This is a genomic window from Actinophytocola oryzae, assembly GCF_004364325.1.
Lineage (GTDB): Bacteria > Actinomycetota > Actinomycetes > Mycobacteriales > Pseudonocardiaceae > Actinophytocola > Actinophytocola oryzae.
Genome location: NZ_SOCP01000013.1, coordinates 1 through 19192, shown reverse-complemented (window position 1 = coordinate 19192; position 19192 = coordinate 1). Strand labels below are relative to the sequence as shown.

Below are 19192 nucleotides of genomic sequence, written 5' to 3'. Positions count from 1 at the left end.
GCGCCCAACGGGCTGGGCCGTTCGGTCGACGGCGCCGGTGGTTTCGACCGCCCGCGCCGTGGTCTGCCCAGCCGGGGCGGGTGTGGTCAGATTGTGGGAGCGCTCCCAATCGGTCGGTCCCAGGCAGACGGGAGATCACGTCGTGGTGATCAAGAACTGGTGGCGGGCGATGACGGCCGCTGCTGTCCTGCTGGCGCTCGGCGCGCCACTCGCGGCATCCGCCGAAGCCCTGGAAGCCGTTGACTACGAACGAGTCGTCAACGGCGCCTTCGACTCCGGCGCGGCCGACCCGTGGTGGACGGGTCCCGGCACGGCCGGGCGGGTGAGCGGCGGCGAGTGGTGCGTCGACGTCACCGGCGGCGCGGTGAACGGCTACGACGCGCTGGTCGGCCAGAACGGTGTGCCCTACGAGGCGGGCCAGTCCTACACGCTGCGGTTCGACGCGCGGGCCGCGACGCTGCAACAGGTGAGCGCGGTGGCCGGTGAGGCCGTGGCGCCCTACCGGCAGATCGCGAAGCTCGACGCGAACCTGACGCCGACGGCCCAGACGTTCACGTTCACCTTCCAGTCGTCACTGGACTTCCCGGCCGCAGGCAACGGCCAGCTGACGTTCTGGCTCGGCGGCCAGACCTTCGACAACACGGTGTGCGTGGACAACGTCTCGCTGGTCGGCGGCGTGCTGCCGCCACCGGGCCTCGAACCGGCGCCACCCGTCCGGGTCAACCAGGTCGGCTACCTGCCGAACCTGCCCAAGCGCGCGACCGTGGCCACCGAGTCGACCACGCCGCTCGTCTGGACGCTGAAGAACGCGGCGGGCACCGCCGTGGCACGCGGCCGGACCGTGCCGAAGGGTCTCGACGCGGGCTCGGGGGAGAACGTGCACATCGCCGACTTCTCCTCCTACACCAGGCAGGGGAGCGGTTACACGCTCACGGTCGGGGACGACACGAGCTTCCCGTTCGACATCTCGACGACCGCGCTCACCGGCCTGCGGTACGACTCGCTCGCGTTCTTCTACCACCAGCGCAGCGGCACGCCGATCGAGGCGCAGTACGTCGGCGCCGCCCACGCGCGGCCCGCCGGGCACGTGAACGTCGCACCCAACCGGGGTGACAACGCGGTGCCGTGCCGGGCGGACCTCGCCTGCGGCTACACGCTCGACGTGCGTGGCGGCTGGTACGACGCGGGAGACCACGGCAAGTACGTGGTGAACGGCGGGATCTCGGCTTGGCAGCTACAGAACGAGTACGAGCGCGCCCTGCGCCTCGGTGACGCCGCCGCGCTCGGCGACGGCACCCTCGACATCCCCGAGCGGTCCAACGGCGTGCCGGACGTGCTGGACGAGGCCCGCTGGGAGGTCGAGTTCCTGCTGCGGATGCAGGTGCCCGACGGGAAACCGCTCGCAGGCATGGCCCACCACAAGATCCACGACGAGCAGTGGACCGGCCTGCCGACCCGGCCGGACCAGGACGCCCAGCCCCGCAGGCTCTCCGCGCCGAGCACGGCGGCCACGCTCAACCTGGCCGCCGCGGCAGCACAGGCCGCCCGGCTGTGGAAGACCTACGACCCGGCGTTCGCGTCCCGTGCCCTCGCGGCGGCGGAGAAGGCCTACGCGGCGGCGAAGGCACACCCGGACGTGCTCGCCGACCCGAACGACGGCCAGGGCGGCGGCACCTACAGCGACTCCACGGTGTCCGACGAGTTCTACTGGGCGGCGGCCGAGCTGTTCGCGACCACCGGCCGCTACCGCGCGGACGTGACGGGCTCGCCGCTCTACGCGGGCAAGAGCCTCACCCCGCGCGGCTTCGACTGGGCGGCGACCGGCGCACTGGGTGACATCACGCTGGCGATCGTGCCGACGAGCCTGCCGGCCTCGGGGGTGAGCGCCATCAGAGCCGCGCTGGTGTCGACCGCGGACACGCACCTCGCGAACATGGCGTCGGCCGGGCACCCTGCGCCCTACCGCACCGAGGACGGCCGCTACGAGTGGGGCTCCAACGGCCTGGTCGCGAACAACGGCGTCGTCCTGGCGCTGGCCTACGACCTGACCAGGGCGCCGAAGTACCGCGACGGCGTGTTCACCGCGCTCGACTACCTGCTCGGCAGGAACCCGGCCGACTACTCCTACGTGGCGGGCTACGGCGAGCAGGCCGTGCGGAACGTGCACCACCGGTTCTGGGCCAACCAGCTCGACCCGTCGCTGCCGAACGCGCCCGCGGGCGCGATGTCCGGCGGCCCGAACAGCCGGCTGCAGGACCCGGTGGCGGCGCGGCTGCTGACCGGCTGCGCGCCGCAGCGCTGCTTCGTCGACCACATCGAGGCGTACTCGGTCAACGAGGTGACCGTGAACTGGAACTCGGCGTTCGCGTGGCTGTCGAACTGGACCGCGGAGCAGTCCGACGCGGCGGGCGCGTGCCGGGTCACCTACGACGCCAGCACGTGGGCGACGGGCCTGACCGCCCAGGTGACGCTGACCAACACCGGCACCACCCCGTGGCAGGGCTTCGCACTGCGCTTCGCCTTCGGCGGCGACGAGCGGCTGACCAGCGGCTGGTCGGCGACGTGGTCCCAGCAGGACCGCCAGGTGAGCGCGAACAACGAGTCGTGGCAGCAGCCGGTGCCGCCCGGCGGGACGGTGACGCTCGGCTTCAACGCGGGTAAGACCGGGCAGCACACGCCGCCGACCAGGTTCACGGTGAACGACCACCTCTGCGCCGCGTGACCGTGAGCGGGCGGGCCCGCGCCGCCGGGCCCGCCCGCTCCGGAGTCAGCTGCGCGTCACGTGGACTCGCGGATGATGAGCTCGGTGGGGAGGATCACCGGGCTGAGCTTGGTCTCCCGGTCACGCAGCTGGGTGATGAGGAGCTTGGCCAGCTCGCGGCCCATCTGCTGCATGGGCTGGCGCACGCTGGTGAGCGCCGGGTCGGTGTGGCGGGCGACCTCGGAGTCGTCGAAGCCGATCACCGCGACGTCGTCGGGGACCCGCCTGCCCGCGGCCCGCAACGCCCGCAGCGCGCCTGCCGCCATGAGGTCGCTCGCGGCGAAGATCGCGTCGAGCGTCGGGTCCTTCGCGAGCAGCTCGCGGGTCGCGGCCTCGCCACTCGCCTGGCCGAAGTCGCCCTGCGCGATCAGGCGTGACACGCCCCGCTTGCCCCGCAGCGCGGACCGGTAGCCGGCCAGCCGGTCGACGCCCGCGGCCATGTCCTGCGGGCCGGTGATCGTCGCGATGCGGCGCCTGCCCTGGTTGTACAGGTACTCGGTCGCCGACCGGGCACCCGACTCGTTGTCCGCGTCGACGTAGGGGGCCGCGCCGATGTCCGACATGGGCCGGCCGATCACCGCGACCGGTGCGCCCGCGTCGATCAGGTTGCGGGGGAGCGGGTCGTCGCCGTGCAGCGAGATCAGGAAGACGCCGTCGACGTGGCCGTTGCGCACCTGCTGCTCGACGCGGCCGTGCTGGCGAGCCGTGTTCGCCATGATGAGGTTGAGCTGCAGCGGGGTGGTGGACAGCTCCAGGGACAGCCCGCGGACGAGGCTCGCGAAGAACGGCTCGCCGAACACCCGGTCCTCTGACTCCGACACCACCAGCAGCACCGTGTCGCTGCGCTGCGTCACCAGGCTGCGTGCCGCGTGGTTGGGCACGTAGCCCAGCTTGCGGATCGCGTCCTGTACCGCCTTGAGCGCCCAGGGACTCACCTCGAGCGAGCCGTTGACGACCCGCGACGCCGTGCCGCGGGAGACGTTCGCCTCGACCGCGACCTGTTCGAGGGTCGGGCGCCCGCTCGCCCGTGTTCGACGACCGTCGCTCGTCATGCCGCACTCCCGCAATTCCCGCTGGTTGAAAAGGAATTGGTCGCCGCACGAAAGACGCCGCCCGCCCCCGGAGTGTGCTCGCCCTCTTACCCTGTGCGCACGCCGCGGCCGGGACAGTGTCCGCCTCGTCGCGCGCACTCCCGCATCCCGGTCATGATACTGGGAACCTTCCCATGGCCGGTGGTTCCTTGACTCCGCGTGGCGAACCACGCACACTGGGGAAGCTATTCTTGGGAACGCTCCCATCCGTCTTCACGTGTTTTCTTACGGAGGCTTGGATGGGAATCAGGAAATGGGTGGTCGCCATCGGCGTGGTTGCCGGTGTGGCCGCGTCGGCGACCCCGGCCGCCGCCGCGCCGTCGGTGTTCTACGTGGACCCGGAGACCAACGCGGCCCGCTGGGTCGCCGCCAACCCGAACGACGGCCGCGCCGCGGTCATCCGGGACCGGATCGCGAGCGTGCCGCAGGCGCGCTGGTTCACCACGACCAACACGAGCACGGTGCGTGCACAGGTCAGTGCCTTCGTGGGCGCCGCGGCCGCCGCCGGGAAGATCCCGATCATGGTCGTCTACGACATCCCGAACCGCGACTGCGGCGGGGCCAGCTCCGGCGGCGCGCCCTCGCACGCGGCCTACCGGGCCTGGATCGACGAGGTCGCGGCCGGGCTCGCCGGGCGGCCCGCGTACATCGTTCTCGAGCCGGACGTGCTGCCGCTGATGACCGACTGCCAGAGTGCGGCCCAGCAGGCCGAGACGCGCAACTCCATGGCCTACGCGGGAAAGCGGCTCAAGGCGGGCTCGGCGCAGGCCAAGGTGTACTTCGACATCGGACACTCGGCGTGGCTCCCGGCGGCCGAGGCGGCGGCCCGGCTGCGGGCGGCCGACATCTCCAACAGCGCCGACGGCATCTCGACGAACGTGTCCAACTACCGCACCTCCGCCGCCGAGGTCTCCTACGCCAGGTCGGTGCTCTCGGCCGTCGGCGACGGGCGGTTGCACGCGGTGATCGACACGAGCCGTAACGGCAACGGCCCGCTCGGCAGTGAGTGGTGCGACCCGGCGGGGCGGCGGATCGGCACGCCGAGCACGACCGAGACGGGTGACGCGCGGATCGACGCGTTCCTGTGGGTGAAACTGCCCGGCGAGGCCGACGGCTGCATCGCGAGTGCGGGCCAGTTCGTGCCCCAGCGCGCCTTCGAGCTGGCCGGCGGCTGATTAGCGCGACGTTCTCGGAAATATCGGCGAGGCAATTCCGGCCTCGCCGATATTTTCGTTTCGGTGACCGTTACCGATCCGCGAGAAGTTCGCACGATCGGGCTAAGATCAACAGCCGAACAGCCCAGCACGGCTGCGTTCCGGTGGCGTAGGCACTGGTCAGCCATCGAACACCCCCCGAACGGCCTAGTCCGTGACCGTTTTGTCCGGTCGGAAAATCACAGTCCGTCGCCAGTTCGGGTCGGCTTCGCCCGTTCAAGCTTCACGTGTCCGGTCTGCACCGTTACAGTCAGTCGCTGGGAGCGTTCCCAAATTCTCCCCTGAAAGCCTGAGGACAAAGGAGTCATCATGCGTTCAGCCATCGCACGGGGCATGCCGGGGACCGGCCTGCTTCGCGCCCTGGCCGCCGCTGCTCTCACGTCGGCATCGGTTCTCACCGTCGCCGCCGGCACCACGTCCGCGACTCCCGCCCCGAGAGTGGACAACCCCTACGCGGGTGCCCGGGTCTACGTGAGCCCCGAGTGGTCGGCGAAGGCCGCCGCCGAACCGGGCGGCAGCCGGATCGCCGACCAGCCGACCGGCGTCTGGCTGGACCGGATCGCGGCGATCGAGGGCGCGGGTGGCGGCATGGGCCTGCGCGACCACCTCGACGAGGCGGTCAGCCAGTCCGGCGGTGAGCCGACGGTGATCCAGCTCGTGATCTACGACCTGCCCGGCCGCGACTGCGCGGCGCTCGCGTCCAACGGCGAGCTGGGACCGGACGACCTGCCCAGGTACAAGTCCGAGTTCATCGACCCGATCGCCGAGATCCTCGCCGACCCCGCCTACGCGGACCTGCGGATCGTCACCGTCACCGAGATCGACTCGCTGCCGAACCTGGTGACCAACACCGGTGGCAGGCCGACGGCGACACCCCGGTGCGACGTCATGAAGGCGAACGGCAACTACGTCAGGGGCGTCGGCTACGCGCTCGGCAGGCTCGGCGCGATCGAGAACGTCTACAACTACGTCGACGCCGCGCACCACGGCTGGATCGGCTGGGACGACAACTTCGGCGCGGCCGTGGACCAGTTCGCCGAGGCGGCCCGCGCCGAGGGCGCGACCCCGGCGGACGTGCACGGCTTCATCACCAACACGGCGAACTACTCGGTGCTGCGTGAGCCGTACTTCACCGTCGACGGCCTCGGTGACCCCGTGCGCCAGTCCAGGTGGGTCGACTGGAACCGCTACGTCGACGAGCTGTCCTTCGCGCAGGCGTTCCGGCAACGGCTCGTGCGGGCCGGCTTCGACCAGGGGGTCGGCATGCTGATCGACACCTCGCGCAACGGCTGGGGCGGGAGCGCCCGGCCGACCGGCCCCGGCCCCCAGACGTCCGTGGACGCCTACGTCGACGGCGGCCGCGTCGACCGGCGCATCCACATCGGCAACTGGTGCAACCAGTCCGGTGCGGGTCTCGGTGAGCGTCCAACGGCCGTGCCGGCGTCGGGGGTCGACGCGTACGTGTGGATGAAGCCGCCGGGCGAGTCCGACGGCGCCAGCCAGGAGATCCCGAACGACGAGGGCAAGGGCTTCGACGAGATGTGCGATCCCGCCTACCAGTGCAACCCGCGCAACGGCGACAACCCCTCCGGCGCGCTCGCGAACTCGCCGCTGTCCGGTCACTGGTTCTCGGCCCAGTTCCAGGAACTGATGCGTAACGCCTACCCACCGCTGTGACGAAAGGGCGGGCCCGCCACGAACGCGGGCCCGCCACCGTCCACAAAGGATAGAAAGGAGTGGAGAAGTGTCTATCCGACTACGTGCCATGGCCGTTCTCGCGGCGGTGGCAACCCTGCTGGTCGGTTTCGCGTCGACCGCGTCGGCGCACGGCACCACCATCGACCCGCCGTCGCGCAACTACGGTTGCTGGCAGCGCTGGGGCAGTGACTTCCAGAACCCGGCGATGGCCACGCAGGACCCGATGTGCTGGCAGGCGTGGCAGACCGACACCAACGCCATGTGGAACTGGAACGGCCTCTACCGCGAGGGCGTGGCAGGCAACCACCAGGCAGCCATCCCGGACGGCCAGCTGTGCAGTGCCGGCCGCACCCAGGGCGGCAGGTACCGGGCCATGGACACGGTGGGCGACTGGAAGGCCGTCAACAAGTCGCGGAACTTCACCGTCGACGTGTACGACCAGGCATTCCACGGCGCGGACTACTACCGCGTCTACATCACGAAACAGGGCTTCAACCCGATCACGCAGGCTCTGCGGTGGTCGGACCTGGAGCTGGTGACGACCGTGGGGAAGACCCCGCCGCAGGAACACACGTTCCTCAACGTGAACGCGGGCAGCCGGACCGGTCGCCACATCGTCTACACGATCTGGCAGGCGAGTCACCTGGACCAGTCCTACTACTGGTGCAGTGACGTGAACTTCAGCTAGCCGTAGGGAGGGTGGCGGTCGCCTCCGGAAGGTGACCGCCACCTCTTCGCTCACTCGGCGAGGAAGGCGAGCAGCTCCTCGTTGACCTCGTCGCCGTGTGTCCACAGCAGGCCGTGCGGCGCGTTCTCGATCTCGACGTACCTCGCGGCGGGCAGGAGCTCGTGGAAGCGGCGCCCGGTGGCGTCGATCGGCAGGATGTTGTCGGCGGTGCCGTGCAGGATCAGCGTTGGTACGTCGATCTTCGGGATGTCGGCGCGGAAGTCGGTGAGCCACGTCGGCACCGCGGCGCTGGAGGCGAACCACGACGCACCCGCCGCGACGTTCCAGCTGTTGCGCAGTGCCTCCTCGGACAGCCGCGTGCCGAGGTTGTCGTCGGTGTTGTAGAAGCTCTTGTAGAACTCGGTGAAGTAGGCGTAGCGGTCGGCCTTCACCGCGGCCGAGATGCCGTCGAAGACCTCCTGCGGCACGCCTTCCGGGTTGTCGTCCGTCCTGAGCAGGAACGGCTCGAGCGAGGCGAGGAAGGCTGCCTTCGCGACCCTGGCCGACCCGTACGTGCCGAGGTAGCGGCCGACCTCACCGGTGCCCATCGAGAAGCCGACAAGCACGGCGTCGGTCAGGTCCAGCGTGTCGAGGACCACCTTCAGGTCGCCTGCGAAGGTGTCGTAGTCGTAGCCGGTGGTGGGCTGGCTCGACCGGCCGAAGCCGCGGCGGTCGTAGGTGACGACACGGTAGCCCGCGGCCAGGAGCGCGGCGCTCTGCTTCTCCCAGGAGTGCCCGTCGAGCGGGTACCCGTGGATGAGCACGACCGGCTGACCCTCGCCGTGGTCCTCGTAGTACAGGTCGACGTTCGAGGCGTTCTCTGTCCCGACGGTGATGAACGGCATCGCGCTGTTTCCTTTGCTGGACCCGGGAGAACGGACGTTCTCCGCTGTCCGGCACAACGGTGCGGCGCGAGCGGGTCATTCCGGGTGCGCCCCGGTTGTGAGCGTTGACACGGCGCGGTGCGTGCGTGGCTGGAGTGGTGGGCCACGTACGCACCGCGCGCGAGTCCCCGGTCAGTCGGCCGCGCAGCTGGGGGTCACACCGGTTCCGGTCCCGGTGCCCTGGTAGCCGAACTCGACCGACTGCCCGGGAGCTATCGAGCCGTTGAACCCGACGTTGGTGAACTGGACCGTGCCCGAGTTGCCGCTGCGGTTCGCGTTCCAGCCACTGGTCAGGGTCGCGCCGGAGGGGAGCGTCACGGTGACCGTCCAGCCGTTGACCTGGGCCGAGCCCGCGGTCACCCGTACGGTGCCGACGAAGCCGCCCTGCCACTGGTTGGTCGTCACGGTCGCCGCGCAGGCACCGTCGGCGGGCGGCGGGTCCTCCGGGTCGTCCGGCGGTGGGTCGGTCGTGCCACCGTTCAGCTCGTTCAGCACCGACGTGTACGCGGCCTTCTTGCCGTAGTTGTCGTTGAACAGCAACGGCGTGCCGCTCGCCCGCCACGAGTACTTGTCCGGGATGCCCCACACCGTGATGCCGGTGCAGCGGGACACGCCGAGGCAGGCACGCACGACGTTGGCGTAGTTGTTCGCCTGTGCCGTGCCGGAGCCCTCGATGTCCAGCTCGGTGATCTGCACGTCGACGCCGAGCGCGGCGAAGCGTGCCAGGTTCTGCTGGTAGTTGCTCGGCACCGGGGACTGGGCGTTGAAGTGCGACTGGAAGCCGACGCAGTCGATCGGCACGCCTCGGCTCTTGAAGTCCTGCACCATCGCGTAGACGGCGTTGCTCTTCGCGTTCATGCCGTCGGTGTTGTAGTCGTTGTAGCAGAGCTTGGCGTTCGGGTCGGCTGTGCGGGCGGCGCGGAAGGCCTCCTCGATGTAGCCGTTGCCGAGCTTCTGCTGGAACACCGACTCGGAACGACGGCCGCCGTTCTCCGCGAAGGCCTCGTTGACGACGTCCCAGGCGTAGATCTGGCCCTTCCAGTGCGCCATCACGCCGTTGATGTGGTTGAGCATCGCCGAGCGGAGGTTGGTGGCGTCGAGGCCACTCACCCAGCCCGCGAGCTGGGAGTGCCACACCAGTGTGTGCCCCCGGATCGTCATGCCCCGGCTGCGCGCCTGGGTGACGATCTGGTCGGCGGAGGAGAAGTTGAACTGGTTGCGGTTGGGTTCGACCGTCTGCCACTTCATCTCGTTCTCGGGCGTGACGCCGTTGAACTCGGTTGTCCACGTGCTCGCGTACTGCGCCTCACCGAGGTGGTTCGCGGCCACCGCGGCGCCGAAGTACCTGCCGCGAGCCGCGGCCGCGGCACCTAGCGTCGTGGCGGCGTCGGCGGTGCCGGCCAGCGCCACCGCGCCCGAGGCCGCCATCGCGCCTGCCGCCACGAACACCGCCGCCTTCCTGGCGACGGCTCGCAGGGATTCCTTGACCATGACTGTTTCTTCCTCGCTGTACTAGACCAAACCGGAGTTGGATTTCGCGCAACGCTGAGCGACGACTCGATCGCGACCAGCTACAGCTCTTCCGATTCTCAGTGCGAGGCAGAACGAATGTCAATCATTGTTTTCCGGAATATTATCGGAAAGTTTCGGCCGGTTGAGCCGCGTATACGCTGAGCTGCTGGTTTGCGACAGCCGGTGGAGTGTCGAAACTTTTGTGGAAGTATCGATCAGGTCGTCACGGTGATTTCCCGGCCCAGTGACGCGCCTGCCAGCAGCGGCATGTCGTCCCCGCTCCAGAAACGGCCGGGGTCGTACCAGTTGGCGCGGCGCCGGTCCGGCAGCAGGCCCATGGCCTGGTAGGTGAGCGCGACGACCTCCGCGCAGTACGCGGTCTCCAGCTTCGCGTCGGTCGTCCTGGTCTTCGGGATGGGAGCGCGTCCGTAGAGCCACCGGCTGAAGAGCTTGGCCGTCGAGGGGAACGGTGTCCCGTCCAGGCGCGCGACCGTCCGCAGCGCGGCGTCCTCCATCTCCTTGCCCGCGAGCGGCTCGAGCTGGCGCAGCCACGCACGCTGCCGGTACCGGGTGGTCCACAGCACGACCGCTTCCCGCAGGTCGTGGAGCTGCACGCCGCGCTGGTGGCCGCCCGTCCACACGTCCCGCAGGGACCGTCCCAGCTCCGCGTGCCACATCAGCGGCGGCAGGTCCTCGATGACGATCGCCATGCCGACGTGGTTGACCGGGCTGTTCGTGGTGATCCGGATGGTCCGGTCCGCCACGGTCGACCCTCGGAACAACCACACGTCGCCGGTGCGGGTCAGCTCGACTGCCTCGTCCAGTGAAACGGCCATCCGGGTAGCCTAGGCCCGTGCGCTGGTGGAAAATCGTCGGCTTGGCCGGCCTGGCCGGAGTCGCGGCGACCGGGGCGGCCATCGCCCGCGCCGAACGCAAGCGACGCGCCTACACCCCGGACGAGATCCGCACCCGCCTCCACACCCGCGCCGCCGAGGCGACCGAGGCCCCCATGCACTGAAGGACGCCTTCCTTACGCTGGGCGTTACGAAGGCGTCCTTCAGTGCACTGGGGGGCGGGCCGGACGCGGTGGACGAGGAGGCGGGGCCGGTGGCGGTGGAGCGGGCGTTCTGGGTGCGGGAGCCGGGCTACGGGGAACTGCGGGCGGTCGAGCTGCCCGACCCCGGGCCGGACGACGTGGTCGTGCGCACGCGCTACTCGGCCGTCAGCCGGGGCACCGAGGCGCTCGTGTTCCGGGGTGGGGTGCCCGCGAGCCAGCACGACATCATGCGCGCCCCCTTCCAGGAGGGTGACTTCCCCGCACCCGTGAAGTACGGCTACCTCAACGTCGGGATCGTCGAGAGTGGACCGGCGGAGCTGCTGGGGCGCACGGTCTTCTGCCTCTATCCACACCAGACCCGTTATGTCGTCCCCGCCGACGCCGTGACCGTCGTGCCCGACGCCGTGCCCGCCGCACGCGCCGTGCTCGCCGGCACCATCGAGACCGCGCTCAACGCCGTCTGGGACGCCTCCCCGCAGGTCGGCGACCGGATCGCCGTGGTCGGCGCCGGGATGGTCGGGGCCTCCGTCGCCCGCATCCTCGCCGGCATCCCGGCCGCGAAGGTCCAGCTCGTCGACATCGACCCCGCACGTGCGGAGATCGCCGACAAGCTCGGGGTGGAGTTCGCCCTCCCGGACGACGCCCGCGCCGACCGTGACCTCGTCGTGCACGCCAGCGCCTCCGAGCAGGGCCTCACCCGGGCACTCGAGCTGCTCCGGCCGGAGGGCGTCTGCGTGGAGCTGAGCTGGTACGGCGACCGCCGCGTCAGCATCCCGCTGGGGGAGTGGTTCCACTCCCGGCGCCTCACCATCCGTAGCAGCCAGGTCGGCACCGTCTCGCCCAACCGGCCGCGAAGCTACGGCCAGCGCCTCGCGACGGCCCTGGACCTGCTCGCCGACCCCTGCTTCGACGCGCTGGTGGCCGACCAGTGCCGGTTCGACGACCTACCTGCGGCTTTGCCGAAGCTGATCAGCCGTGAACCGTCTTCGCTCTGCCTGCGTGTTACCTACGACAGCGACTAAGCCGACCGTAGGAGGCGCAGGGTGTTCAGCCTCACCGTCCGCGACCACATGATGGTCGCGCACAGCTTCACCGGAGAGGTGTTCGGCCCCGCGCAACAGCTGCACGGCGCCACTTTCGTCGTGGACGCCACGTTCTCCCGCACCGAGCTGGACGCGGACAACATCGTCGTGGACATCGGGCTCGCGACAGACCAGCTCAAGGCGGTACTGGGCGAGCTGAACTACCGCAACCTCGACGAGCTGCCGGAGTTCACGGGGGTCAACACCTCCACGGAGTTCCTCGCGAAGGTCATCGCCGACCGCCTGGTCGACCGTGTCCACAACGGATCCCTCGGCGACAGCGCCACCGGGCTCGCAGAGATCTCGGTGACACTGAAGGAATCCCATGTGGCCTGGGCGACCTACCGGCGGTCCATGTGACGGTCTTCATACTGCCGGGGGACGTCGACGACGTCACCGTCGCGAGTGGCGGCAACACCTATGACAGACGGATGTGCGAGCTGCTGGGCCTCGAGAAGGCGACGGTGCCGGGCCGCTGGCCGACACCGAGCACCAAGGCCCGCGTCGCACTCTCCCAGACCCTCGGCGAGATCCCGGACGGGTCCGTCGTCCTGATCGACGGGCTCGTCGCGTGCGGTGTGCCGGAGGTGGTGGTGCCCCAGGCACGCCGCTTACGTCTCGTGGTCGTGCTGCACCTGCAGCTCGCCGACGAGACCGGGCTGCCCGCCGAACGCGCGGCAGGCCTCGACCGGCGCGAACGCGAGGTGCTGCGTGCCGCGACCGCGGTCGTCGCCACCAGCGAGTGGGCGGCCCGCCGCGCCATCGCGCACCACGGGCTCGACCCGCGCCGCGTGCGCACCGCGCCCCCCGGGACCGACCCCGCGCCCCTCGCGGCCGGCACGGAGTCGGGCAACCGGCTCCTGTGCCTGGCGTCGGTGACCCAGCGCAAGGGCCACGACGTGCTCGCCGAGGCGCTCGCGAACCTCTCCGACCTGCCGTGGACGTGCGTCTGTGTCGGCTCGCTGAGACGGGACCCCGGCCACGCGCGCCGGATCCAGGCCATGATCGACAAGCTCGGTCTGACGCACAAGATGATCCTCGCCGGCCCGCTGTCGGACGAGGACCTGAACCAGACCTTCAACCGGACCGACCTGCTGGTGCTGCCCTCCCGTCGCGAGACGTTCGGGATGGTCGTCACCGAGGCACTCGTGCGCGGCGTGCCGGTGCTCACCACCAACGTGGACGCACTGCCGCACACGCTCGGCCGGGACATCAACAAGACGCCGGGCCTTCTGGTCCCACCCGACGACGTGCCCGCGCTCACCGAGGCGCTGCGCCGCTGGCTCACCGAGGCCGAGCTGCGCGACCGGCTGCGTGACGCGGCACGGGCACGTGAGATCGAGGACTGGCCGACGGCGGCGAAGAGGCTCGCGGGAGTATTGCGGTGAACGGAGCTTGCGGAGTGAACAATCGGTATTCACGCTGCTGCCGAGCCGGCGGAGAGCGCCGGAGCAGCGGAGCCTGCGGAGCGTTCCGGCGCTGCGGAGCAGGCGAGGTGGCGGCGTGAACGGGAAGATCTGGACGTGGCTCAAGCTTGCTTCTGGCGTGGCGATCGTGGGCGCTCTCATGTGGAAAGTGGGCGGCGGGGGGTTCGTCGACGGATTCCGGGTACTCGACGGGAGTGACGTCGCGGCCGCGCTCCTTGTCGGGCTCGGCACCACCGTGCTCTGTGCGCTGCGGTGGTGCCTGGTCGCACGGCGTCTCGGCCTGCGACTGTCGCTCGGCAAGGCCGTCACCGACTACTACCGCGCGTTGTTCCTCAACGCCGTGCTGCCCGCCGGGGTGCTCGGCGACGTGCAGCGGGCCGTCTCGCACGGCAAGCAGGAGGGCGACGTCGGCGCCGGTGTCCGCGCGGTCGTGCTCGAGCGGACGGCGGGGCAGGCCGTGGTGATGGTCGCGGGAGTGGCTGTGCTGCTGTCCGGGCCGGCGCGAGGCCTCGGCCTGGCGATCGTGGCCGTGCTCGGGGTGGTCGTGCTCGCCTACCTGGCCGCGCGGCGGTGGGTCGGCGTCGGCTCGCGGTGGCGCCGCACGATCGACGACGTGCGCAGCGGCCTGCTGTCGAGGGACGTCTGGCCGAGCATCGCGGCGCTGTCCGCCGCGGCACTCACCGGGCACGTGACACTGTTCCTCATCGCCATGAAGGCGGCAGGTGCGCCGCAGTCGCTGGAGCAGCTGCTGCCGATCGTGATCGTCGCGCTGCTGGCGATGGGGCTGCCGCTGAACGTGGGTGGTTGGGGGCCGAGGGAGGGCGTGACGGCGTTGATGTTCGCCGCCGCGGGCCTCGGGGCCGCGCAGGGCCTGACCGCCGCGGTGGCGTTCGGATTGCTGGGGCTCGTGGCGAGCCTGCCGGGTGCGCTGACGCTCGTGCCGTGGGCGAAGCTCGCGGCGTACGTCCGCGGTCCCGTCGCCATGGAGCTTGTCCGGAAACGAGAGAGGGTGGCATGACGGACCTGGCCGACGTTGGACCAAAGGTCGAGGACTCCGCGGAGACGGTCGAACGCATGGTGGAGACCCGCCTGCCGACCACGTACGGGGAGTTCCGGGCGGTTGGCTACCTCGACTCGAGGTGGGGACACGAGCACGTCGCGCTCGTGTACGGCGAGGTCGCGGGGACCACGCCGCTGACACGGCTGCACTCGGAGTGCCTCACCGGGGACGTGTTCGCCTCGACGCGCTGCGACTGCGGCGACCAGCTGGACGCGGCGATGCGCGGGGTGGTGACCGAGGGCGCCGGGGTGGTCATCTACCTCAAGGGCCACGAGGGCCGCGGCATCGGCCTGCTCGCCAAGCTGGCCGCGATGCGCCTGCAGGAGGAGGGCCTGGACACCGTCGAGGCGAACCTCGCGCTCGGCCTGCCGGTCGACGCCCGCGAGTACGACGTGGCCGCGCAGATCCTCCGCGACCTCGGGATCGAGCAGGTGCGGTTGCTCTCGAACAACCCGGAGAAGCTGGACTCGTTGCGCCGCAACGGGATCAGTGTCGTGGAGCGGGTGCCGCTGCTCATCGCCCCCAACGAGGACAACCTGCCGTACCTGCGCACCAAGCGGGAGCGGCTCGACCACCTCCTCCCGCACCTGGCCTAGAAGTATCCACAGAGGAAGGGCGCGTCCGCTGCCGGACGCGCCTTTTCTCGTGCCTTCAGTGGTTCAGCGCGGCGAGCACGTCGCCGAACGCGGTGACCAGGTAGGCCAGCGCGTCCCGGCCCTTCGCGGGCGTGGCCAGCGACGGCCTGCCGATGACGCCCGACCGCGTGTACGCGCCGAGGCCGAGGGTGAGGAACCGGTCCCGCTCGTCGGCGCGCTCGTCGTGGTCGGCGTAGTCCTCCGGCACCAGCTCGGGGTGCGCGTGCAGGAGCAGCGAGGTCTCCAGCTCACCGGCGTGCATGTCGGTGTCCGGCCCGGTCTCGACACCGCCCGCGGCCCGTGCGGCCAGCCAGTCGGTCTCGGTGGGGAACAGCGCCATGCGCTCGCCGCGCGCACTGGCCTCCTGGACGACGTTGCCGAGCACGTAGTTGCCGCCGTGCCCGCTCACCAGCGCCAGCTTCCGGATCCCCTGCAGCCGCAGGGAGTCCGCCACGTCCCGCACGATCGCGTACAGGGTCGCCGCCGAGATGCTGACGGTGCCGGGCCACGCGGCGTGCTCGTGCGAGCAGGAGATCGTGACGGGCGGCAGGAGCAGCACGGGGTGCGCCGAGGCGACGGCCCCGGCGACCGTCATCGCGATCACCGAGTCCGTCGCCAGGGGGAGGAAGGCGCCGTGCTGTTCGAAGCTGCCGACCGGGAGCACGGCCACGTCGCGGTCCCGCGCGTCGACGGACGTGCCCGTCGGGAGCAGTGAGGTCATATGCCGGGATGCCCGCTGGGCGGCGCGGCGAACGTGTCCAGGAACCTGTTGCGGAACGAGTCCATCTTCCACACCGGCGCGGACGGGCCCGGGTTGAGGCCGTCCTGCCAGCCCCAGCCGCTGACGCTGTCGAGCACCGCGGGGTCGCCGGCCACGATCGAGATCGGCACGTCGTGGTTCTTGGTGTCACCCGACACCGACGGACCCGGCTGGTGGTCGCCGAGGAACACCATGACCGTGTCCTTGGACCCGTAGTGGGTCATGTACTGGATCAGGGTGTCGAGCGAGTACTGGATGGACTGTCCGTACGCGGCGCGGACCTTCATCGGGTCCGGCCACACCTCGGCCTGCGTCTTGCCCTGCGCGGGCATGGGCCCGAACACCGAGCCGTCGCCGACCGTGTTCCAGTCGATCATGGTCGGCAGGTGCGTCCACGGGATGTGGCTGGACACCAGGTCGATCTCGGCCATCACCGGCTTGCGGTTCGCGGGCTGGATCTCGTTGCGGTAGAACGCGGACATCGTGTACTGGTCGGGCATCTTGGCGTAGGCGAAGTTGGGGCCCTCGTAGCCGACGTTGTCGCGTGTGTACGCCTTCTGGTAGCCGAAGAACTTCGCCTCCGGCCAGTCGCGGACGATCGAGGGCGAGATGCCGACAGTGCGCCAGCCCGCCCGCGCGAACGCGCCCGTGAGCGTGAGCCGGTCGGTGCCGATCAGCGTGTCGTAGCGCGGCTGGGAGTCGACCCACAGGCCGGACTGCGTGGTGGAGTGCGCGAGCCAGCTGATGCCGCCGAAGGTCGCGGAGGTCATGAAGGCGCTGCGGGAGTCGAAACCGGCGGCCTTGAGGGTGTCGGTGCCCCCGTCGAGGACCTTGTCCACCCCCGGCGCGATGTCGGTGCCCTGCACGGCGACCCGGCCGTAGCTCTCGATGAACACGAGGATGACGTCCTTGCCGCGCAGGCCGTTCAGCAGCTTGTCGCCGTGGGTGTAGCGGTACTTGTCGACCGCGGCCTGCTGCGCGAACACGTCCGGGTCCACGATGTCGGCGCGGGCCTGGCGCAGGTCGTCGTACACCTCGTTGGCCGCGGAGTTCGCGGCGACGGGCTGGCCGAGCACGGCGGCGGCCACCCAGACCACGCCGAGTGCCGCGAGACCGCGGGTGGCGAACGTGCGCCTGCCGACGGCGACCTTCGTGAGCCGCAGCACCGACAGCACCATGACCGCGACGAGCCCGATGACGAGGAGGACCGCGCCGACGATCGCGGCGACCGAGGCGAAGGAGCCCAGGGAGTCCTGGACGAACTCGACGGCGGGTCGCAGTGCCGAGAAGTCGTAGACGGGGTGGAACTTGCGGCCGAGCGCCTCCTCGAAGCCGATGTCGAAGAGCTTCATGATCGTGATCAGGGCCAGCCCGACCCCGACGAGCGAGGCGGCGACGCGCCGTGCGCGGCCGGGCAGCACGAGCACGAGCCCGGCGACCAGGAGCCCCTCGACGGGGATGCGGGTGAACGCGGCCGGGGTCAGCTCGGAAAGGCTCGCCGGCGCGAGGAGCGCGAACAGGACCAGCACGCACGCGACGGGTGTGAGGATGCGGCGCCTGCGGGTGGCCCTCGTGGTCGTCTCCGGAGTCGCCGTGGCGGTCGCGACGGCGGGCGCGGTGGCCTTGTTGCGGTGCAGCCAGCGGACGTCGTACGCGAAGGACCAGATCAGGGCCAGCAGCGCGAGCCCGGTGAGGATCATCGCGGGCGTCGTGGGCAGCAGCAACACGACGGTGAGCACGATGCCCTGCGCCGCCGCGACGGCCTTGCTGGACAGGCGGACCGGCAGCGGCGCGCCGAGCCACGGCCAGAGCCGCGCCGCGGCGACGAACAGGTAGCGCATGGCGCCGATCGCGAGCACCCACCAGCCGAGCTGGGTGGCGACGTAGGCGCTGAGCACGAGGATGAGGAACGCGTCGACCTCCATGTCGAAGCGTGCCCCGAACTCGGAGACGGTGTCGGTCCGCCGCGCGACCCTGCCGTCGATGGCGTCGGTCGCGAGCGCGAGCGCCGCGACGATCGCCAGGGGCCACAGTGACGTGCGGGGGTGGCTGGTGTCCACGACCATGGCCGTGACCACGCCGACGAGTACCGCCCGCGTCATGGTGACGAGGTCGGCCGGTCCGAACCGCGTGAGCCCGTAGCGTGACGCCGCCTCGGTGAGCACGGCCCATCCCGCGGCCGCGAACGCCGTGCCCGCGAGCCAGCCCGGTGGGCCGAGTCCTGCTGACCCGGCCAGTGTCAGCAGGGTGAGCAAACCCGCCATCGCCCCCGCGGCGATGACGAGTGTCCGGGTGATCGGTGCGGTCACGGTCCCTCCAAGATCTGTTCCGCCCTCAACAAGATCTGATTCGACTGTGAATACGCACGCCGCGTCCGTATGGTTCTGAACCACCGACATGGCCCCCGCGTGTTAGGGATCGATGAGCGACTTCTCAGCCCAGTGGCTTGCCCTCCGTGAACCCGCCGACGCGTCCGCGCGTGCGGAGGAACTCCTCACGACGCTGCGTACGTCCCTGAACGGGCCGGACCTGGTGGTTCGTGACCTGGGCAGCGGCACGGGGGCGATGGCCCGGTGGCTGGCGCCCCGGCTCCCCGGCGAGGCGACGTGGGTCCTGACCGACCTCGACCCCGCGTTGCTGCAGGTGGCGGCCGCGTCGGTGCCCGGGGCCGTCACGGACCTGCGGGACATCACGACCATCGGCGCCGCCGAGCTGTCGGGTGTCTCACTCGTCACGGGCTCCGCGCTGCTGGACCTGTTGACCATGGCGGAGGTCACAGAGCTGGCGGCGGCGTGTGTGGGGGCGGGTTGCCCGGCGTTGTTCACGCTGTCGGTGGTGGGGCGCGTGGAGCTGGCGCCCGCCGACCCGCTGGACGAGCAGTTGATGGCGGCGTTCAACGCACACCAGAGACGTACCGTGGGGGGTCGTGTCCTGCTTGGACCGTCCGCGGTCCCGGCGATGGCGACGGCGTTCACCCGTCTGGGTGCGACGGTCCACAGACGACCGAGCCACTGGCGGCTGACCTCGTCACCGCTGCTGTCCGAATGGCTCGGGGGGTGGGTGTCGGCCGCCTGCGAGCAGAACCCGGAGCTGGGTGCGGGGGCGGAGGAGTACCTGTCCCGCAGGCTGGGCGAGGACCTGCGGGTGACCGTCGAGCACGAGGACCTGCTGGCGATTCCGGCCTAGCCGCAATGCTGGTCGGTTAGGTTGTGACAGGGCCGGTAGCCTGCGGTTTGTGGATCTTGAGACGGACGCAGGCCCGGGCCCTAGCTTGGCTGACCAGG

The 19192-nt window shown here is 70.5% G+C and carries 17 protein-coding genes; 11 read left to right on the top strand and 6 right to left on the bottom strand.

Features of this window, described 5'->3' with window-relative positions; translation table 11 throughout:
* The first annotated feature begins 142 nt into the window (after positions 1–142).
* Positions 143–2722, top strand: coding sequence for a glycoside hydrolase family 9 protein (locus CLV71_RS30635; protein WP_243866812.1), 2580 nt, complete (start codon positions 143–145; stop codon positions 2720–2722).
* A 56-nt stretch (positions 2723–2778) separates the two neighbouring features.
* On the opposite strand, the gene CLV71_RS30630 is transcribed toward CLV71_RS30635, so the two are convergent.
* Entirely contained in the window at positions 2779–3813 is a 1035-nt protein-coding gene (locus CLV71_RS30630) for a LacI family DNA-binding transcriptional regulator (protein ID WP_133906360.1), read from the bottom strand.
* 278 nt (positions 3814–4091) lie between these two features.
* Here CLV71_RS30630 and CLV71_RS30625 point away from each other — a divergent pair, with 278 nt between their 5' ends.
* The 3 genes from CLV71_RS30625 to CLV71_RS30615 all read left to right on the top strand — a co-directional run bounded on the left by CLV71_RS30625 (position 4092) and on the right by CLV71_RS30615 (position 7452).
* Positions 4092–5027, top strand: a complete 936-nt coding sequence (locus tag CLV71_RS30625; RefSeq protein ID WP_243866811.1) for a glycoside hydrolase family 6 protein — start codon at positions 4092–4094, stop codon at positions 5025–5027.
* A 348-nt stretch (positions 5028–5375) separates the two neighbouring features.
* The gene (locus CLV71_RS30620) at positions 5376–6743 is read left to right on the top strand and encodes a glycoside hydrolase family 6 protein (RefSeq protein WP_133906359.1); all 1368 of its coding nucleotides are present in this window, start codon (positions 5376–5378) and stop codon (positions 6741–6743) included.
* Between the two features lie 88 nt (positions 6744–6831).
* Positions 6832–7452, top strand: coding sequence for a lytic polysaccharide monooxygenase auxiliary activity family 9 protein (locus CLV71_RS30615; protein WP_133906540.1), 621 nt, complete (start codon positions 6832–6834; stop codon positions 7450–7452).
* A gap of 50 nt (positions 7453–7502) precedes the next feature.
* On the opposite strand, the gene CLV71_RS30610 is transcribed toward CLV71_RS30615, so the two are convergent.
* From CLV71_RS30610 to CLV71_RS30600, 3 genes are all read right to left on the bottom strand, one after another.
* Positions 7503–8336: an alpha/beta fold hydrolase gene (locus tag CLV71_RS30610; RefSeq protein WP_133906358.1), complete on the bottom strand. Its 834-nt coding sequence runs from the start codon at positions 8334–8336 to the stop codon at positions 7503–7505.
* A gap of 171 nt (positions 8337–8507) precedes the next feature.
* Entirely contained in the window at positions 8508–9866 is a 1359-nt protein-coding gene (locus CLV71_RS30605; RefSeq protein ID WP_133906357.1) for a glycoside hydrolase family 10 protein, read from the bottom strand.
* 236 nt (positions 9867–10102) lie between these two features.
* The gene (locus tag CLV71_RS30600; protein ID WP_133906356.1) at positions 10103–10723 is read right to left on the bottom strand and encodes a hypothetical protein; all 621 of its coding nucleotides are present in this window, start codon (positions 10721–10723) and stop codon (positions 10103–10105) included.
* A 17-nt stretch (positions 10724–10740) separates the two neighbouring features.
* Here CLV71_RS30600 and CLV71_RS48010 point away from each other — a divergent pair, with 17 nt between their 5' ends.
* From CLV71_RS48010 to ribA, 6 genes are all read left to right on the top strand, one after another.
* The gene (locus CLV71_RS48010) at positions 10741–10905 is read left to right on the top strand and encodes a hypothetical protein (RefSeq protein ID WP_166664315.1); all 165 of its coding nucleotides are present in this window, start codon (positions 10741–10743) and stop codon (positions 10903–10905) included.
* Positions 10906–11000: 95 nt separating this feature from the next.
* A complete protein-coding gene (locus CLV71_RS30595) occupies positions 11001–11966 on the top strand; it encodes a zinc-dependent alcohol dehydrogenase (RefSeq protein ID WP_133906539.1) in 966 nt (321 codons plus the stop codon).
* Between the two features lie 21 nt (positions 11967–11987).
* Entirely contained in the window at positions 11988–12386 is a 399-nt protein-coding gene (locus CLV71_RS30590) for a 6-pyruvoyl trahydropterin synthase family protein (RefSeq protein WP_133906355.1), read from the top strand.
* Entirely contained in the window at positions 12383–13414 is a 1032-nt protein-coding gene (locus CLV71_RS30585; protein WP_243866810.1) for a glycosyltransferase family 4 protein, read from the top strand. The genes CLV71_RS30590 and CLV71_RS30585 overlap by 4 nt, the downstream gene beginning before the upstream one ends.
* Before the next feature lie 115 nt (positions 13415–13529).
* Positions 13530–14471 carry a lysylphosphatidylglycerol synthase transmembrane domain-containing protein gene (locus CLV71_RS30580; protein WP_243866809.1) on the top strand — a complete coding sequence of 314 codons (942 nt, stop codon included), beginning with the start codon at positions 13530–13532 and terminating at the stop codon, positions 14469–14471.
* Positions 14468–15109, top strand: coding sequence for a GTP cyclohydrolase II (gene ribA, locus CLV71_RS30575; RefSeq protein WP_133906354.1), 642 nt, complete (start codon positions 14468–14470; stop codon positions 15107–15109). Before CLV71_RS30580 ends, ribA begins: the two co-directional genes overlap by 4 nt.
* A 55-nt stretch (positions 15110–15164) precedes the next feature.
* Here ribA and CLV71_RS30570 read toward each other — a convergent pair whose 3' ends face one another.
* Both CLV71_RS30570 and CLV71_RS30565 read right to left on the bottom strand, forming a co-directional pair.
* Complete coding sequence (locus CLV71_RS30570; protein ID WP_133906353.1) at positions 15165–15869, bottom strand: creatininase family protein; 705 nt, start codon at positions 15867–15869, stop codon at positions 15165–15167.
* On the bottom strand, positions 15866–18217 hold the full coding sequence (locus CLV71_RS30565; RefSeq protein WP_243866808.1) for a CDP-alcohol phosphatidyltransferase family protein: 2352 nt from the start codon (positions 18215–18217) through the stop codon (positions 15866–15868). Before CLV71_RS30565 ends, CLV71_RS30570 begins: the two co-directional genes overlap by 4 nt.
* Before the next feature lie 112 nt (positions 18218–18329).
* Between CLV71_RS30565 and CLV71_RS30560 the strand changes: the two genes are divergently transcribed.
* Positions 18330–19094, top strand: coding sequence for a class I SAM-dependent methyltransferase (locus tag CLV71_RS30560; protein WP_133906352.1), 765 nt, complete (start codon positions 18330–18332; stop codon positions 19092–19094).
* Positions 19095–19192 lie beyond the last annotated feature (98 nt).

Excerpts from the sequence above, each read along its gene's own strand:
- CLV71_RS30630 (WP_133906360.1), bottom strand. The coding sequence starts at position 3,813 with ATGACGAGCGACGGTCGTCGAACACGGGCGAGCGGGCGCCCGACCCTC.
- CLV71_RS30625 (WP_243866811.1), top strand. The coding sequence starts at position 4,092 with ATGGGAATCAGGAAATGGGTGGTCGCCATCGGCGTGGTTGCCGGTGTG.
- CLV71_RS30620 (WP_133906359.1), top strand. The coding sequence starts at position 5,376 with ATGCGTTCAGCCATCGCACGGGGCATGCCGGGGACCGGCCTGCTTCGC.
- CLV71_RS30615 (WP_133906540.1), top strand. The coding sequence starts at position 6,832 with ATGGCCGTTCTCGCGGCGGTGGCAACCCTGCTGGTCGGTTTCGCGTCG.
- CLV71_RS30610 (WP_133906358.1), bottom strand. The coding sequence starts at position 8,336 with ATGCCGTTCATCACCGTCGGGACAGAGAACGCCTCGAACGTCGACCTG.
- CLV71_RS30605 (WP_133906357.1), bottom strand. The coding sequence starts at position 9,866 with ATGGTCAAGGAATCCCTGCGAGCCGTCGCCAGGAAGGCGGCGGTGTTC.
- CLV71_RS30600 (WP_133906356.1), bottom strand. The coding sequence starts at position 10,723 with ATGGCCGTTTCACTGGACGAGGCAGTCGAGCTGACCCGCACCGGCGAC.
- ribA (WP_133906354.1), top strand. The coding sequence starts at position 14,468 with ATGACGGACCTGGCCGACGTTGGACCAAAGGTCGAGGACTCCGCGGAG.
- CLV71_RS30570 (WP_133906353.1), bottom strand. The coding sequence starts at position 15,869 with ATGACCTCACTGCTCCCGACGGGCACGTCCGTCGACGCGCGGGACCGC.
- CLV71_RS30560 (WP_133906352.1), top strand. The coding sequence starts at position 18,330 with ATGAGCGACTTCTCAGCCCAGTGGCTTGCCCTCCGTGAACCCGCCGAC.